The organism is Amycolatopsis sp. NPDC039088 (assembly GCF_055598845.1).
Map to the genome: position 1 here is coordinate 135,786 of NZ_JBVKAE010000007.1, position 15,891 is coordinate 151,676.

The following is a 15,891-nucleotide window of genomic DNA, read 5'->3' on the forward strand; positions in this document are numbered from 1 at the left end:
GCGCTCAGGTCTCGTCGTCGACCCATTCGAGCAGGTCACCGGGCTGGCACTCGAGTACGCGGCACATGGCCTCCAGGGTGCTGAACCGCACGGCCTTGGCGCGACCGTTCTTCAGCACGGCCACGTTCGCCGGGGTGAGCCCGACGAGTTCGGCGAATTCGCCGACACTCATCTTGCGTTTGGCCAGTTCGACGTCGATGCGGACGACGATCGGCATCAGATCACCTGTTCCAGATCGGACCGCAGCGTGGTGGCCTGGCGCAGCAGTGTGCGCATGACGACCATGAGGAGGCCGAGTACGGCGACGCCGATCAGCGCCAGGAACAACAGGAGCGGCAGGCCTGGGTCGTCGGCGTTGAAGCCCACGTAGAGGAACACGCCCGCGAGCACGAGCCAGCCGGCGAGGATCGCCCAGACGATCGCGTCCACCCACCTCAACGACGCTTCGGTGAAGATTCGGTCCTTCTTGACCAGGGTCAGCAGTTGCCAGGTGGCGACGACCACGACCTGGACGCACAGCACCCAGAAGACGGAAACGGCCGTCGCGGGCCAGCGCAGGTAGGCCATCTCGGGATCCTGGCGAGCCATGTGCGCGAACTGCCCTGGCAGGGACATGGTCTGGAAGAGCACCAGGATGCCGAACAGCAGCACGAGGAACACTCTGAGGGGCGCGACCGCCCGTTGAGCAGTGATCATGCATCGAGTGTCGCGTGATATCTATCGAGAGTCAATCGGTAGCTATCGTCTGGCGATCATCGCGACGGCCTTGGGGTGCTACCGAGGTCGCGGGTTCCCACCCGACCGCACCCGCAACCCGAATCACTTACGAAGAGGAAAAGGGGTATTAAGGAAATCACTCACCGCATTCGGTGAACGTCGTTGAATTTTCGTCGCCTGACCGGATTCACCCGGCCGTAGTTCCGTCGTTGTCGCCTCCGGCGGTGTCTGCCAGGATGCTCGTGACCCGATCCGAAGGAGCATCCAATGGCTTCCCGTCTCAATCCATACATCAGCTTCGCCGGTGACGCCCGGCAGGCCATGGAGTTCTACAAGTCGGTGTTCGGTGGGGAACTGACGCTGAACACCTTCGGCGAATCCGGGATGGCGGGCTCGCCCGTGGAAGACCAGATCATGCACGCCCAGCTCGAATCGCCGAGCGGGTACACGATCATGGCGGCGGACACGCCCCCGGGAATGGAGCACAAGCCGGGCACCAACCTGTCGGTCAGCCTCAGTGGTGACGACGGCGAGGAATTGCGCGGATACTGGGAGAAGCTGTCCGCCGAAGGCGCGGTTTCGATCCCGTTCGAAAAGCAGATGTGGGGTGACGAATTCGGTGCCTGCACCGACAAGTTCGGCATCTCGTGGATGGTGAACGTCATCCAGTCTTAGGGCTTTCCGGCCCGCCCTGGGCCCTGCCGAAGCTCCCGACTTCCGGGGACTTACGGCCTCGATCACGCGATTCTTGTCATAGCACCGGTGAAACCGCCGACCTCCTCTGGAGAGGATCCGGCGGTTCCATCGGGAGGCAAGGATATGAACAGGAAGATCGCGGCACTGCTGGTTTCGGCAGGTGCCGCCGTTTCCGTCGGGGGACTGGGCGGTTGCGGGACACCGACCGTCGGTACCCCGGTCACCGTGGTGCGCGAGCTCGCGCCGCCCTCGACGACCACCGCGGTGGTCCTCGCACCGCCGCCGCCCACCTCGGTGATCGTGGTGGAGCCGCCGGTGACGGTCACGCGGGCGCCCGCGGTCCAGCGGCTCACTTCGTGCCAGCGGCTTCTCGCCGAGGGGTACTCCTTCGAATACGCGTTCAACGCCTGGGTGGCCGCGGGCCGTCCGCTGAGCTGGGACGCCGACCGTGACGGGTATCCGTGCGAGCAGTCCTACGGGAACCGCAACTAGCGGCCCGGTCGTGGTGGAGTCGGCTCACGCAGAGGGTCCTTGCCTGGCTTTCGAATGTCCACAAGGGATGCTCTTCGAGACAGCAGTGCCCGGTTTGGGTGACTCGCACGGTTTCGCCGGGTTCTTGAGTCCGTGAAGGCCTCCTTCACTACCTTCAGGGTAGGGAAGGAGGCCTTCACGGACTCCACGCGCAAAAGCGGACACAGCGGCATCAATCGGACACTCAATCGCGCGGCCGTGTCCCTTGTGGACACTGAGGGCCCACTGGCGTCCAGAAGTCTGCCCTACCTCGGCTCGTCCTTGATCAACGGAAGATCAGGAACACTCAACGTCCCCGATCTTCCGTTGATCAAGCTCCGCCACCGGCGCCTGCGGTCCTGCGCCTAGCCCACGTGTGGGGGCCTTCAGGTACTGGAGAGGGCGACCCCACCAGGCATCCCGTTGATTGTTCTGCCCGAATCAAGGGTTCCGGTCAACCAATCCCCGGGATGTAGTAGCCCGCGACGAAGCGACGGGCTGGTGGGGAGAGGGAATGAGCTCAGCGGAGGGTGTTGTCCTGGTCATCGGCTGCGGGATGCGGCCGTACCGGGAGTACCTGTTGGCGTCGGCCGGTCACCGGCATCCCTTGTGGCTGTTCAACGGGGCCGAACCGACCTGGCAGGAGCGTTACGTCACCGGCGCCACGGTGCTGGACCTGCAGGACCGCGACGCCGTGCTGGCCGCGGCCCGCGCGCTGAACGCGGCCACACCGGTACTCGGCGTGGTGTCGTGGGACGAGGCGTTGATCGTGACCGCGGCGCACGTCGCGGACGAACTCGGCGTGCCGGGCGCGGGAATTTCCGCGATCGAGGGCTGCCGCGACAAATGGCTCAGCCGCCGGACGCTCACCGCGGCCGGAGTCGCGCAGCCGGACTTCGGTTTCGTGCACGACGAGGAGCAGGCGGTCCGCGTGGCGGAGCGGATCGGCTACCCGGTCGTCGTCAAGCCGCGCGGGGGTGGGGCCAGCATCGGCGTCAGTCTCGCGGAAGACGGCGAGGCGGTGCGGAAGGCGTTCCGTACCGCGGAGGACGCCAGCTTCGGCGGCTCGCCCGCCTATCAGGGCGGGGCGCTGGTCGAGGAGTATCTGACCGGCCCGGAGATCAGCGTGGACGGCGCCGTCGTCGACGGCGAGTACATGCCGATGTTCCTGGCGCACAAGACGGTCGGCATGCATCCGTACTTCGAGGAGCTCGGCCACCTGGTCAGCTCCGACGACGAGCTGCTCGCCGACCCCGTACTCCGTTCGACGCTGGCCCGCGCGCACGGCGCGATCGATTTCCGGTACGGCATCACCCATACCGAACTCAAGCTCACCGAACGCGGGCCGGTGATCGTGGAGATCAACGGCAGGCTCGGCGGGGACCTGATCCCGTTGCTCGCCCGGTTCGCGACCGGGATCGACCCGGGAGCCGCCGCGGTCGACGTCGCGCTCGGCATGCGGCCCCACATCCCGCACGAGGCCGAGGACCGGTGGGTCGGCGTGCGGTTCGGCTACCCGAAGCAGGACTGTGTCGTCGAATCGGTCTCGGTGCCGGACACCTTGCTGGGCAACGGAATCCTCGCCTCCGACGCACTCGTCGAACCGGGCACGCGGATGCGGCTGCCGCCGGCGGAGTTCATTTCGCGCCACGCGTACGTGATCTGTGCCGGTCGTGACCCCGACGACTGCGAGGTGGTGCTGGACAAGGCCATGGCCCAGGTCCGGCTGACCGCGTACCCCCTGCTGTCCTCGGTGGCCACCGGTGGCTGACCGCGTGACGGCACCGCAGAACACCTTCCAAGCACTCTCAACGATGGCGGAGCAAACAATGGCGAACCGTGATGTCGAGCTTCTCGCAGTCGGAGCAGGACCGTCCAACCTGGCACTCGCAGTGGCACTGGAGGAGCTCGCGCCCGGCCTTGCCCGTGATTCGGTCCTGATCGAACGCGACGAGGAGGTCTCCTGGCAGCGGGGCATGCTCCTGCCGGAGGCGTTGTCGCAGGTCTCGTTCCTCAAGGATCTGGTGACCCTGCGCAATCCGCGCAGCCGGTTCTCGTTCCTCAACTACCTGCACGACACCAACCGCCTCAACGAGTTCGTGAACATGGGCAGCTTCGTCCCGTACCGGGTCGAGCTGGCCGACTATCTCAAGTGGACGGCCAACTCGCTGTCGATGGTCGATCTGCAGCGTGGCCGCGAATGCCGCGAGATCACTCCCGTGTGGACGGACGGCACGCTCACCGGCTGGGAGACCCGGATCGCCGACGGCGAGGTCATCCGCAGCCGGTACCTGGTGGTCGGCGCCGGCCGGGACGCGCGGATCCCCGACCAGCTCCGGACGGTGAACCAGGACCGCGTCATCCACAGCACCCAGTACCTGCCGAGGATCGCCAAGCTGCGCAAGGACCTCCCGTACCGCGTCGCGGTGATCGGCGCGGGCCAGAGTGCGGCGGAACTGTTCGGCGCGGTGCAGAACGATCTGCCCGAATGCAAGCCGACCATGGTGATGCGGTCGATCGGCCTGAACTACTACGAGAGCAGCAAGTTCAACAACGAGCTGTTCTTCCCGTCCCATGTGGACAAGTTCTTCGACGCGCTGCCGGACGCCCGGGAGCAGATGCTCAAGGAAATGCACCACACGAATTACTCCGGGCTGGCGCCGGGCACGATGGACGCGCTCTACCGCTCGATCTACCTCGACCGGCTTTCCGGTCGGTCGCGGCTGCGGATGATCACGATGAGCGACATCACCGACGCCCGCGACGAGGGCGACGAGGTCGTGCTGGAACTGACCGACCGGCGCACCGGCGAGACGCAGGAACTGCGTACGGATCTCGTCCTGCTCGGCACCGGCTTCTCGCCGGAGATGCCGAGGATGGTCCAGGAGATCGCGAAATCGATCGGTCTCTCGGAGATCAAGGTGACCCGCGACTACCGGCTGGAGATCGACCAGCCCGCCACCGCGGCCGTCTACCTCCAGGGTGTCAACGAGGCGACGCACGGGATCGCGGACTCGCTGCTGAGCGTGCTCGCCCCGCGCGCCAACGACATCCTGCAGGACATCCTCGCCCATCGCGGCGAGACCCCATCGGTGCCTCCTCAGCCGACGTCGGACACCGCACCCATCGTCGCCACCCGCTGAGCCACGGAAAGGAAGAAGCAGTCATGGAGATCCGTCCGCTGGAGCGGGAGAAGATGGTCTTCGAGAACGGTGCCTTCGGACAGCGGCTCCTGCCGTGGGCGGCGCTGAACGCGCCGTTCGAGGGTGCCTGGGTCACGGTGCCCGCGCACGGCGCGACGGGCGCGCATTCCCACCACGAGTACGAGATCTTCATCGCCGTCAGCGGTGAGGCGGTCGTCGAAGCCGGGGGAGAACGCCGCACGTTCCGGCCGGGCGACGTCGAGTTCCACGCGCCCGGCACCGAGCACCGCATCCTCAACGACGGGGCCGAGGCCTTCGAGATGTACGCGATCTGGTGGGACACCGACATGACGGCGAAGTTCGCCGCCCGGCACGAGGAGCGCGCGTGACCACGGCCCGCGACACAAGGCCGGTGGTGATCATCGGCGGCCCTCCGACGTCCAATGGGGACCTGCACATCGGGCATATCGCCGGACCGTACCTCGGTGCCGACGTGCACCGGCGGTATCTGCGTGCCGCGGGCCGCGAAGGCGTGTTCGCCTCGTGCACCGACGACAGCCAGACCTACCTCGTCACCAGCGCCGCCCGGGTCGGGGTGACCCCGCCCGAGCTGGTGGTGCAGTCGACCGAGAACATCCAGCGCACCTTCGAGGCGATGGGCGTCGAGGTCGACGGCTTCTCGCCGACCGACGACGGCTACAAGGCCCTCGTCTACGACTACGTCAACCGCTTGTACGACAACGGAAAGCTCCGCCTGCGCAAGGTGCGGCTGCCTTACAGCGCGCGCCAGGACGAATTCCTGGTCGAGGGTTTCGTCGGCGGTGGCTGCCCCACCTGTCTCGCCGACAGCCGCGGCGGATTCTGCGAGGGCTGCGGGCATCCGATCGACTTCGACGCGCTCATCGAGCCGTATTCGGTGCTCGACCCGGCCGACGAGGTCACCTACCGCGAGACGGAGATCCTGGTCTTCCCTGTCTCGGAGTACCGCGAACAATTGCTCGACTACTACGAACAACGCGGTCCCGCCTGGCGGCCGCACGTCCTCGGGCTAATGCGTGAACTGCTGGCCGGACCGTTGCCGGACTTCGCCGTCACCTACCCGGTGAGCTGGGGACTGCCCGCGCCGTTCGCGGAAACGCCGGGACAGACGCTCAACGCCTGGGTCGAGGGCATGCCCGCGTCAATGTACTGCACCGAGTACGCCTTGCGACGCAACGGAAAGCCGGTACTCGCCGACGACGACGCGTGGCTCGCGGAGAACGACGCGCGGGTCGTGGTGTTCATGGGGTTCGACCCGCTGTTCACCTGGGGCGTCGTCCACGTCGCCGAGCTGATCGCCCACGACGGCCGCTACGTCCTGCCGGACACGTTGCTGGTCAACGAGTTCTACGAACTGGAGAACGAGAAGTTCTCCACCAGCAAGGGACACGTGGTCTGGGCCCGCGAACTGGCGGCCGAGCTGCCGCGTGACCTCGCGCGGTTCTACCTCAACCTCACCGCCCCCGAGTTCGCCCGGACCAACTTCAGCCGTGCCGCGCTGGAGAAGATCGCCGGGGAACGGCTCGTCGCGCCCTGGAACGAACTCGCGGAGTCCCTGGCCAAACTCACCGCCGAGATCGGTGGTGAAAGCCGGCTTCCGGTGTCCACCGAGGCCACGGAACGGGCGACGGCGATGGTGTCCCGGTTCGTCCTGAACTACGAACTCGAGGACTTCAGCCTCAGCCGGGCGGCCGATCTGATGGTGCAGCACGTCGAGCGCCTGCGAGCCGCCACGGAACGCACGCTCGCGGGGAACCTGGACCAGGAGGTGCTCCGCGGCAGGCTGGGCGACCTCTTCCTGGAACTGCGCGCGCTGATCGGCTGCGCGTCACCGATCCTCATCGACCTCTCCGCGCGTGCCGCGAGCGCGGGCGGATTCGACCTCCGGATCACCTCGGACGCCTTCGACGTCACGTACACCACGGCGTTCGCCGTGCCACCACTGGAATTTCCCCCGACGAGCGAGGTCTGAGCCCCCATGTCACTCGACAGCACCCTCTCCGCCGACGCGGTCCGGCGGTCCCGGCTCGCCGAACGCCTGCTCGTCCCGGCGGGTTTCATCACCACGGCGGGCAACGCCTTCCAGATCACCGCGGCCGCGATCCTGGTCTTCCACGCCGAGCAGACCACCCTGGCGGTCGGCTGGCTGTTCATCGCGGTGTCGATCCCGCAGGTCGCGCTCGCGCTGATGTTCGGCAAGCTGGTCGACCGGGTCGATCGGCGGATGCTCTGCGTGGCGGCGGACCTGGTCAGCGCGATGACCGCGTTCGCGCTGCCGGTATGGCTGTGGATCGGCGGCCCGGCGAACCTGGGCTCCTACATAGCGAACTTCATGCTCGCCTGCACCGCGGCGCTGTTCATGCCCGCCAGCAACGGCCTGATCAAGGAACGGGTCGCCGACGAACGGCTCGGGAAATTCAACTCGCATTTCGAGATGGCGAGCAACGCCGGCATGCTGCTGGCCTCGTCGCTCGCGGGTTTCCTGGTGATCTGGTTCGGTGCCACGCCGCTGTTCATCTTCAACTCGCTGACCTTCGTGCTCTCGGCGGTCCTCGTCTACGCGATCGGCCGGAAGCCGGTCAAGGCGCCGGTCGTCACCGAGCCGGTGACCGTGGACCCGTCGGCGCCGGTCGAGGTGCCGGTGCGCCAGCCGATCAAACGGCTCGCGCTGTTGTACGCCAACGGGAACATCGGCCTGATGGTCGCCAACGTCATCCTGACGACGCTGATCCTGCAGACGTTCGACCAGGGCGCCTGGATGATCGGCGTGGTCGACGCGCTGGCCGGGGTCGGGTTCATCGTCGGCGCCGCCCTGTACGGCAAGGTCAGCAAACGGTTCAAAGGTATCCACCTCGCCGTGCTCGGCACGCTGGGGAACCTGATCTGCCTGGCGATCCAGCCGCTGCACTACATCGCCCTGATGGTGGCGATCCCGTTCGCCGGGTTCTGCTTCGCCCAGGGCCGGATCGCCGCCCGCACGCTGCTGATGCGGGCGAGCCCGGAGGAGCGGGTCGGCCGGATCTTCGGTGGCACCCAGGCCGTCGGCCTCGGGCTCGGCGTCGGCGCGACGGTGGGTCTCTCCACACTGGCGGACGCGACCACCGTGCCCCACGCGTTCTGGGGGCTGGCGATCCTGCAGGGCGCGATCGTGATCGGCACCTACTTCAGCCTGGCGAAACCGCTGTCGGCGCAGGAGAACAAGCAGCCCGCCGAGGTTCTCGAGGCGACCGCCGCCTGAGCGCGGCCGAATTCGGAGGAAGCGAAAACCATGACGGACAAGCCGATCAAGGGCGGCGTGGCGACCTGGGCCTGCCTTCCCGGGTTCCCGCCCGCGGTGATCTTCCCGTTCACCCCCGGAGAGCGTTTCGGCATCCGGAACCTCTACGAGTTCCAGATGCTGATGTACCGGCCCCTCTACTGGCTCGGCCGCGACGGCGAACCCGCGATCGACTACGACCTCAGCGTCGGCGAAGAGCCGGTGTGGGACGAGACCGGCCGCACCTGCACGGTCCGGATCAAACCGTGGAAATGGTCCAACGGCGAGACGGTGTGCGCGGACAACGTCATCTTCTGGATGAACATGCTGAAGACGAAGGGGCCGAAGTTCGGCGCCTACAGCGAAGGCTACTTCCCGGACAACCTGGTGTCCTTCGAGAAGGTCGCCGACGACAAGGTGAGCTTCACCTTCGACAAGGCGTACTCGAAGAACTGGGTGCTGCTGAACCAGCTCACCATGATCACGCCGATGCCGAAGGCGTGGGACCACACCGCGGCCGGGCCCGCCGACGCGACCCACGACATCGCTCAAGCGGAAGCGGTGTACGAGTTCCTGATGGCGGAGAACGGCGATCCCGTCGCCGAGGACAACACCCACCGCACCCGGTGGGCGGACAGTCCGGTGTGGAGTGTCGTGAATGGACCGTGGCGGTTGAAGAGCTACACGAAAGAAGGTGTCATCACCTTCGTCCCGAACGAGCACTACAGCGGCCCCAACCCGCCGCACCTGGACGAGTTGCGCCAGGTCTCGACGACGTCGGACGAGCAGCAGTACGAACTGCTGCGATCGGGTGACGTCCAGGTCGGGTTCCTGCCACCGGGCATGGGCGTCCAGCCGGACGGCGACCCGACGCGGGGCGGGCCGAACCCGCTCGGCGAGGGATTCCAGCTGGAACCGCAGATCCTGTTCAACATCAACTTCATGGCGGTGAACTTCGCCAACCCCACGATCGCCGGCCACCTGATCAGGCAGCCGTACGTGCGGCAGGCACTGCAGAGCTGTTTCGACCAGGAGTACGGCGCCCGCGAGGTCTACCAGGGCTACGGCTGGAGCCAGACCGGGCCGATCCCGGTACTGCCCCAGAGCGACCTGGTCTCGCCGAAGATCACCGAACGCGGCGGGTTCTGGCCGTTCGACCTGGAACGTGCGCGGACGCTGCTGGCCGAAAACGGCTGGGACACCGAGGCTTCCCCCGCGGTCTGCGTGCGGCCCGGCACCGGGCCCGGTGAGGCAGGCGAGGGCATCCCTGCCGGAACCGAGCTGAGCTTTTCCCTGCGCTATTGGGAAGGAAGGCCGTCGCTGGCGCGGCTCATGACGCAGTTCCGTGACGACGCGGCCAAGGCCGGCATCGAGATCCGCCTGGAAGAGGTGATGGGTTCGGTCCTGGTGGCGGAGGACGGACCGGGTGAGAAACGGCTGTGGGAGCTGTCCTGCTGGGGCGGCGGCTGGGTCTACAACTACCCGACCGGCGAGAACCTCTTCCAGAGCGGGGCCGCCTGCAACTTCAGCAACTACCGCGACGCCAAGGCCGACGAGCTGATCGCGAAGACGGTCACCACCGACGACCTCGAAGCGCTGTACGAGTACCAGGAGTACATCGCCGACCAGGCCCCGGTGATCTTCATGCCGACGTTCCCCCGGCGCCTGTTCGAGGTCGCCGGGAACCTGCGCGGCTTCACCCCGCTCAACCCGTACGGCCTGATCAACCCCGAGAACTGGTACTACGTTGAGGAGTCCTCATGACGCGCCCGGTGCTGCTGGTCGGCTTCGTGGCCGCCGCGCTGGGTTCGTCCATCAAGGACTTCCAGCCCGACGGAACGGTCATCTTCGTCGAGGAGCCCGACGTCGTCCGCAAACGCGGCGCGCGGGAGACGGTGGCGGGTTCGGCCCTGGTGCGGGACCTGATCGAATGGGAGTTCCACCTCCCCGGCAAGGCGGACGAGTTCTACCACGTCCACGACGACCTCGATCCGGCCGCGGTGGTCCCGCTCACCGAGTACGCGACGCCGTTCGCGGCCCGGCTCGCGGAACGCTACGGCCTGCCGGGCGCGGGCTTCGGCGCGGCGCAGATCCTGCGGGACAAGGGGGTGCTGCGCCTGGTCAGCCGGGCGGCGGGGATCGCGAACCCGGCTTCGGCGCGGGTCGAAAGCCCGGTACAGGTCCGCGAGTTCATGGCGCGGCATCCGGGGAAGATCGTGCTGAAGCCCGCGAACCGGCAGGCGTCGGTGGGCACCCAGGTGATCACCGACCCGGCCGAGGCCGAGCAGGCTTGGGCCAACTGCGTCGTGCAGGACGAGGGCGTCTTCGTCCCGGACCGCGCGATGGAGCTGAAGATGCTGGCCGAGAGCTTCGTCGACGGCGACGAGTACAGCGTCGAAATGCTGCTGCGGGACGGCGAACCGCTGTTCGCCAACGTCACCGGCAAACGGCTGTTCCCCGGGCCGCGTCCGGTGGAACTCGCGCATATCGTTCCCGCCGACATCCCGGACGAGCTGACCGCGTTGCTGACCGAGGAAACCCGGCGGCTCACCGAGGCGACCGGATTCGGCACCGGCATCGTCCACTGTGAATGGATCGTCTCGGACGGGGTCCCGTACCTGGTCGAATGCGCCGGCCGGTTCGCGGGCGACGGCATCATCGAGCTGATCCAGCGCGCCTACCCGGTGGAGCTGAACCGCGCCTACTTCTCGGTGATGAAGGACGAGCCGGTCGTGGACGCCTTGCCGCGCAAGGCCGAAGGCGGTGCGGCGGTGCGGTTCGTGTCCATCGAACCCGGCTTCATCGAGGACGTGCGCGGTGTCGAGAAGGCGTCGCAGGCCGAGGGCGTGTTCCTGTGCGACGTCGGTGTTTCGGCCGGTGACCGGTTCGACGGGCTGCGCAGTTCGTGGGACCGCGTCGGCGATCTGATGGTGACCGCGGCCAGCCCGGCCGAGGCGTCGCGCCTGGCCGAAGAAGCGGTCGCGCTGATCGAGATCGACGTGCGGCCGGACGGCGAGGAGAGGGAGAGCGCCGCGCCATGAGCATCGAAACCGTCCAGCCCGCCCTCCCGGACGCCGGTCTCGACGTGATCGTCACCGGGCTCTCGTCCGACGCGCACACCTGGAACCTGGTGTACCTGGAGCTGCTGCTGGAGGAACTGGGGTGCCGGGTGACCAATCTCGGCGCCTGCGTCCCGGACGCGACGATCGTGCGCGAATGCGTCACCCGGCGGCCGGACCTGGTGGTGATCAGCAGTCTCAACGGACACGGCTGCCAGGACGGCGTCCGGCTGATGGACGCCTTCCGAGCGCAGCCGGCGCTGGTCACGACGCCGGTCGTGATCGGCGGGAAGCTCGACGTCACCGGGGGGAGCAACGCCGCCCGGCTGCTGGAGGCCGGCTTCGACGCGGTGTTCGAGGACTCCGGCGGGCTGAGCCCGTTCCGCAGCTTCCTGCGCACGCTGTCCGTGCGCACCCCCGGTGTCCCGCTGGGTGCCGGATGAGCGTGCTCACCCCGCGACGGGGACTTTCGTTCGGCGCGGTGGTCGAACGCCACCACGCCAGGGGAGACCTGGTCGTCCAGCCCCGGATGGGCTTCGCGGATCCGGAGCGGATGACCGGGGGACTGCTGGCGACCAGGGCGGCGCGGGCCGCGACCGTCGGCACCATCACGATCGACAGCTACACCAGGGTCGGCGACCGCGAGGCGGCACGGGCGGCGCTGGCCGCCGGGGCCGACCTCAACGGGTACCCGCTCGCCGACCACGAGCCCGCCACCACGGCGGCGTTGCTCGACGGAGTGCTGGCCGAGGACTTCCCGGTGCAGATCCGGCACGGTTCGGCGGACCCCCGCCGGATCGTGCGAACGCTGCTGGACTTCGGGCTGCACGCGACCGAAGGCGGGCCGGTGTCGTATTGCCTGCCCTACAGCCGGATGCCGCTCTCGGCGGCCGTCGACAACTGGCGGCGCTGCTGCGAAACGCTGGCCGAGGCCAGGAGCCCGGAACTGGAGCCGCATCTGGAGACCTTCGGCGGCTGCATGATGGGGCAGCTGTGCCCGCCCGCGCTGCTGGTCGCGCTGAGTGTGCTGGAGGGGATGTTCTTCTGGCGGCACGGTGTGCGCTGCCTTTCCTTCAGTTACGCGCAGCAGACCCATGCCGGGCAGGACGAGGAGGCGATCGCCGCGCTGCACGCCCTGATCAGGGAATACGTGCCGCACGCGCGGACGCACGTGGTGGTCTACGGCTACATGGGCGTCTACCCGAGGACTCCCGGCGGCGCGCTGGCGCTGATCGCGGAGTCCGCGCGGCTGGCCGCCCGCACCGGCGCGAGCAGACTGATCGTGAAGACCACCGCCGAAGCGCACCGGCTGCCGACCGTGGCGGAGAACGTGATCGCCCTCGAACACGCCGCCGAGGCCGCGCGGGGTGTCTCCCGGATCGGTCATCTCGGTGACACCGGGATCCACGCGCAGGCGAAGGCGTTGGTGGACAACGTTCTTTCCCTCGACGGCGACCTCGGCCGGGCGCTGGTCACCGCGTTCGCACGAGGCCAGCTGGACGTCCCGTTCTGCCTGCACCCGGACAACGCCGGCCGCGCACGCGGACGGCTGGACTCCAGCGGGCGCCTGGAATGGCAGCGGATCGGCGCGATGCCGCTCGGCGACCTCGTCGACCTGCCGTCGGAGCGGCGGATGACCTCGAGCGACCTGCTGGACGCGCTCCGGTACGTCGAGCGGTCGTTCGACGAGCGCTACGGGATGCCCGGAATCGACACCGTTCAACTAATTCAGGGGAGTAGGACATGACCGGAACACCGGAGCAGGCACTGCCGCCGGGCACCCGCGAGCATCTCACGTCGCCGGTGACGCAGGCCGCGTTGCGCATCCAGAACAGCATCACCGCGGGCACCCGCGAATATCTCGGCATGAACGGCTTCGTGGAACTGCAGCCGCCGCTGATCGGTCCGGTGACCGATCCGGGTTGCCGAGGCGCCAAGCAGGTCGACGTCGACTACTACGGACACAAGTACAAGATGATGACCAGCGTCATCCTGTACAAACAGGCTTCGTTGCTGGCGTTCGACAAGATCTTCTACGTCGCCCCGAACGTGCGGCTGGAACCACTGGAGACCTCGACCACCGGGCGGCATCTGGTCGAGTTCACCCAGATCGACGTCGAGGTCGCGCGGGCGAGCCGGGAGGACGTCCTGGATCTCGCGCAGGGACTGCTCCGGCACGTGGTCACCTACACGCTACGGGAGTCCAAAATGGACCTCGCCGGGCTGGGCCGGGACCAGGACGCGTTCACGCCGTTGCTGGAGGAGGACTTCGAGCGGATGACGCATCGCGAGGCGGTGTCGCGGCTGCAGGGACTGTTGCACGGGCAGAGCGCCGACGCGGAGATCGACTGGCAGGGCGAGCGGATCATCTCCGAGCAGACGAACCGGCCGTTCTTCATCGTCGACTACCCCAAGGGATCGCGCGGGTTCACCGACGGCGAGTCGAGCACCGAACCGGGTGTGCTGCGGAACTTCGACCTCATCGCCTCGGACGGCTACGGCGAACTGTGCAGTGGCGGTGAGCGCACGCACGAGTACCGGCGGCTCATCGAGCGGATGCGGGAGACGGGGGAGAACCCGGCGAAGTACGGCTGGTACCTCGACCTCGCGCGCGAGGGGCTGCCACCGAGCGCCGGGTTCGGCATGGGGTTGGAGCGGGTGACGCGGTACCTCGCCGGGCTGGACGCGGTCTGGCAGGCCAACGCGTACCCGAAGCTGCCGGGGATCGCGGCGCCGTGATCACCGCACGGCAGCTCCCGGAAGACGCGATCCGCGCACGGGCGCGGGAAGGCAGTGCGGCGATCTTCCCCGACGTCGGGGGATACGGCCGCACGTTGTTCGGCGCGGACGTCGATTCGGGCACCGACGAACTCGACCGCGCGCGGATCGTGCCGCCGGTGTTCGTCCCGCGGCGTCTGGAGAAGATGTTCGACCTCGCGCGCGAACCGGTCTACGGCGACGTCGGGCTGACGACGGTCCTCGGCGGCTTCACGGCGCCGTCCCCGGTGTTCCTGTGCGCGTTCGGATCCACGCAGGTGGCGGGCAGCGGGCTCGGGATCGCCGCGAGCGAGCAGGCGGGCAGGCTCGGGATGCCGATGGTGATCGGCGAGAACGTCGTGCCCATGCATGGCTACGGACGGATGGGCGAAAGCGCCGAAGACGGCCTGCTCGGCCGGATCCGCGCGTACGCCGGCGCGGTGCCGGACGGGCTGGGCGGCGTCGTGGTGCAGCAGAGCACCGAGGACGCCGACGCGGAGGTCTGGAACCTCGTCTACAGCGACCCGTCCGCGACGAAACTGCTGGAGAGCGGGCGGCTGGCGTTCGAACTGAAGGTCGGCCAAGGCGCCAAGCCGGGCCTCGGTGGGATGACCGTGCTCTCGCGGACGGCCGCGGGCGAGGTCGCCGAACAGTACACAGTGGACGAAGCGTTCGGCACGGACACCGCCATGGTGCTGCGCTCGAGCAGCCCCGGCACGTTCACCGGGGAGATCTTGCGCCAGCAGATCCATCTGATGCGCAACAACTATCCGCGGGCGCGTGCCTGGGTGAAACTGCATCCTGGCCGGGACGTCGGTGAGGCGGCACAGGTCGCCTGGGCGGCGGGGGCGGACGCGGTCACCGTGGACGGTGCCGAGGGCGGCACCGGCTGGGCGCCGTCGGTGTTCCTCGACCAGGTGGGCCTGCCGCTGGTGGAATGCCTGCGCCGGGTCGGCAAGCACGACGCGTCGCTGCTGGTGTCCGGCCGGATCTGGGAAGGGGCCCGTGCGCTGAAATGCCTGGCGATGGGCGCTTCCGCGGTCGGTCTCGGCCGGGCGGCGCTGCTCGCCGTCGACGAGGACGCGACCGAAGGACTCGTGCGGCTGGTGCGGTGCCTCGAACTCGAACTGCGGCTGCTCGCCAGCGCGCTCGGGAAGTACGACCTCACCGATCTCACCTCGGACGATCTCTGGTTCCCGGGTTCTCCCGGACCGAAGGAGCAAGACGCATGATCAACTACGACGGCAAGCGGTTCCGGAAGGTCAGCACCGACCCGGACGCGCCGGTGACCCTGTACCGGCAGAAGGACGACCTGGTGTGGGCCGAACTGTCCGGCGGCGGCGTGCGACTCGGGTCGCTGACCGGGAAGTGCGGCGAGGACGGGACGATCGAGCTGGCCTACACCATGGTGCTGGCCGGCGGGCAGGTGATTTCGGGGCACAGCACGAACACCCCGGAGTTCCTGCCGGACGGGCGGATCCGGCTGAACGAGGTGTGGGAGCGGTACGGCGCCCACGGCTCGCGGGGGATCTCGGCGATCGAAGAGGTCGTCGAGTAGGCGGTTTCGGTGAGCGTGAAGGCCTCCTTGAGGGATCCAGAGTCCCTCAAGGAGGCCTTCACGGACCGCGATATACGGTCAAACGGGAGTCAATCGGACATTTCTGCTTGAGTGGTGTCCTTTGTGGACGATAGGGGCGCAGGGGGCGCCACCCTT

Annotated in this window: 16 protein-coding genes; 14 read left to right on the forward strand and 2 right to left on the reverse strand. The window is 67.9% G+C overall.

What is annotated here, in order from left to right; genetic code table 11:
• Window positions 1–4: 4 nt before the first annotated feature.
• Entirely contained in the window at window positions 5–217 is a 213-nt protein-coding gene (locus ACZ7KI_RS11470) for a helix-turn-helix domain-containing protein (protein ID WP_470273043.1), read from the reverse strand.
• Window positions 217–696, reverse strand: a complete 480-nt coding sequence (locus ACZ7KI_RS11475; RefSeq protein ID WP_470273044.1) for a DUF2975 domain-containing protein — start codon at window positions 694–696, stop codon at window positions 217–219. The genes ACZ7KI_RS11470 and ACZ7KI_RS11475 overlap by 1 nt, the downstream gene beginning before the upstream one ends.
• Window positions 697–984: 288 nt before the next feature.
• Here ACZ7KI_RS11475 and ACZ7KI_RS11480 point away from each other — a divergent pair, with 288 nt between their 5' ends.
• The 14 genes from ACZ7KI_RS11480 (at window position 985) to ACZ7KI_RS11545 (ending at window position 15,735) form a co-directional block, all read left to right on the forward strand.
• Window positions 985–1,392 (forward strand): VOC family protein, encoded by a 408-nt coding sequence (locus ACZ7KI_RS11480; protein ID WP_470273045.1) that lies wholly within the window; start codon window positions 985–987, stop codon window positions 1,390–1,392.
• Window positions 1,393–1,536: 144 nt separating this feature from the next.
• A complete protein-coding gene (locus tag ACZ7KI_RS11485; protein ID WP_470273046.1) occupies window positions 1,537–1,905 on the forward strand; it encodes a hypothetical protein in 369 nt (122 codons plus the stop codon).
• A 532-nt stretch (window positions 1,906–2,437) separates the two neighbouring features.
• Window positions 2,438–3,694, forward strand: coding sequence for an ATP-grasp domain-containing protein (locus tag ACZ7KI_RS11490; protein ID WP_470273047.1), 1,257 nt, complete (start codon window positions 2,438–2,440; stop codon window positions 3,692–3,694).
• A 58-nt stretch (window positions 3,695–3,752) separates the two neighbouring features.
• Window positions 3,753–5,066 carry a lysine N(6)-hydroxylase/L-ornithine N(5)-oxygenase family protein gene (locus ACZ7KI_RS11495; protein ID WP_470273048.1) on the forward strand — a complete coding sequence of 438 codons (1,314 nt, stop codon included), beginning with the start codon at window positions 3,753–3,755 and terminating at the stop codon, window positions 5,064–5,066.
• 23 nt (window positions 5,067–5,089) lie between these two features.
• Window positions 5,090–5,455, forward strand: coding sequence for a cupin domain-containing protein (locus tag ACZ7KI_RS11500; protein WP_470273049.1), 366 nt, complete (start codon window positions 5,090–5,092; stop codon window positions 5,453–5,455).
• Complete coding sequence (locus tag ACZ7KI_RS11505; protein WP_470273050.1) at window positions 5,452–7,077, forward strand: class I tRNA ligase family protein; 1,626 nt, start codon at window positions 5,452–5,454, stop codon at window positions 7,075–7,077. The genes ACZ7KI_RS11500 and ACZ7KI_RS11505 overlap by 4 nt, the downstream gene beginning before the upstream one ends.
• Before the next feature lie 6 nt (window positions 7,078–7,083).
• Window positions 7,084–8,343 (forward strand): MFS transporter, encoded by a 1,260-nt coding sequence (locus tag ACZ7KI_RS11510; protein ID WP_470273051.1) that lies wholly within the window; start codon window positions 7,084–7,086, stop codon window positions 8,341–8,343.
• Between the two features lie 30 nt (window positions 8,344–8,373).
• Window positions 8,374–10,125, forward strand: coding sequence for an ABC transporter substrate-binding protein (locus ACZ7KI_RS11515; protein ID WP_470273052.1), 1,752 nt, complete (start codon window positions 8,374–8,376; stop codon window positions 10,123–10,125).
• A complete protein-coding gene (locus ACZ7KI_RS11520) occupies window positions 10,122–11,402 on the forward strand; it encodes an ATP-grasp domain-containing protein (RefSeq protein ID WP_470273054.1) in 1,281 nt (426 codons plus the stop codon). The genes ACZ7KI_RS11515 and ACZ7KI_RS11520 overlap by 4 nt, the downstream gene beginning before the upstream one ends.
• On the forward strand, window positions 11,399–11,863 hold the full coding sequence (locus ACZ7KI_RS11525; protein WP_470273055.1) for a cobalamin B12-binding domain-containing protein: 465 nt from the start codon (window positions 11,399–11,401) through the stop codon (window positions 11,861–11,863). Before ACZ7KI_RS11520 ends, ACZ7KI_RS11525 begins: the two co-directional genes overlap by 4 nt.
• A complete protein-coding gene (locus ACZ7KI_RS11530) occupies window positions 11,860–13,167 on the forward strand; it encodes a methylaspartate mutase (protein ID WP_470273056.1) in 1,308 nt (435 codons plus the stop codon). The genes ACZ7KI_RS11525 and ACZ7KI_RS11530 overlap by 4 nt, the downstream gene beginning before the upstream one ends.
• Window positions 13,164–14,159, forward strand: coding sequence for an asparagine synthetase A (locus ACZ7KI_RS11535; RefSeq protein ID WP_470273057.1), 996 nt, complete (start codon window positions 13,164–13,166; stop codon window positions 14,157–14,159). Before ACZ7KI_RS11530 ends, ACZ7KI_RS11535 begins: the two co-directional genes overlap by 4 nt.
• Complete coding sequence (locus tag ACZ7KI_RS11540) at window positions 14,156–15,409, forward strand: glutamate synthase-related protein (protein WP_470273058.1); 1,254 nt, start codon at window positions 14,156–14,158, stop codon at window positions 15,407–15,409. The genes ACZ7KI_RS11535 and ACZ7KI_RS11540 overlap by 4 nt, the downstream gene beginning before the upstream one ends.
• Window positions 15,406–15,735, forward strand: coding sequence for an avidin-fold protein (locus tag ACZ7KI_RS11545; protein WP_470273059.1), 330 nt, complete (start codon window positions 15,406–15,408; stop codon window positions 15,733–15,735). Before ACZ7KI_RS11540 ends, ACZ7KI_RS11545 begins: the two co-directional genes overlap by 4 nt.
• Window positions 15,736–15,891: the final 156 nt, after the last annotated feature.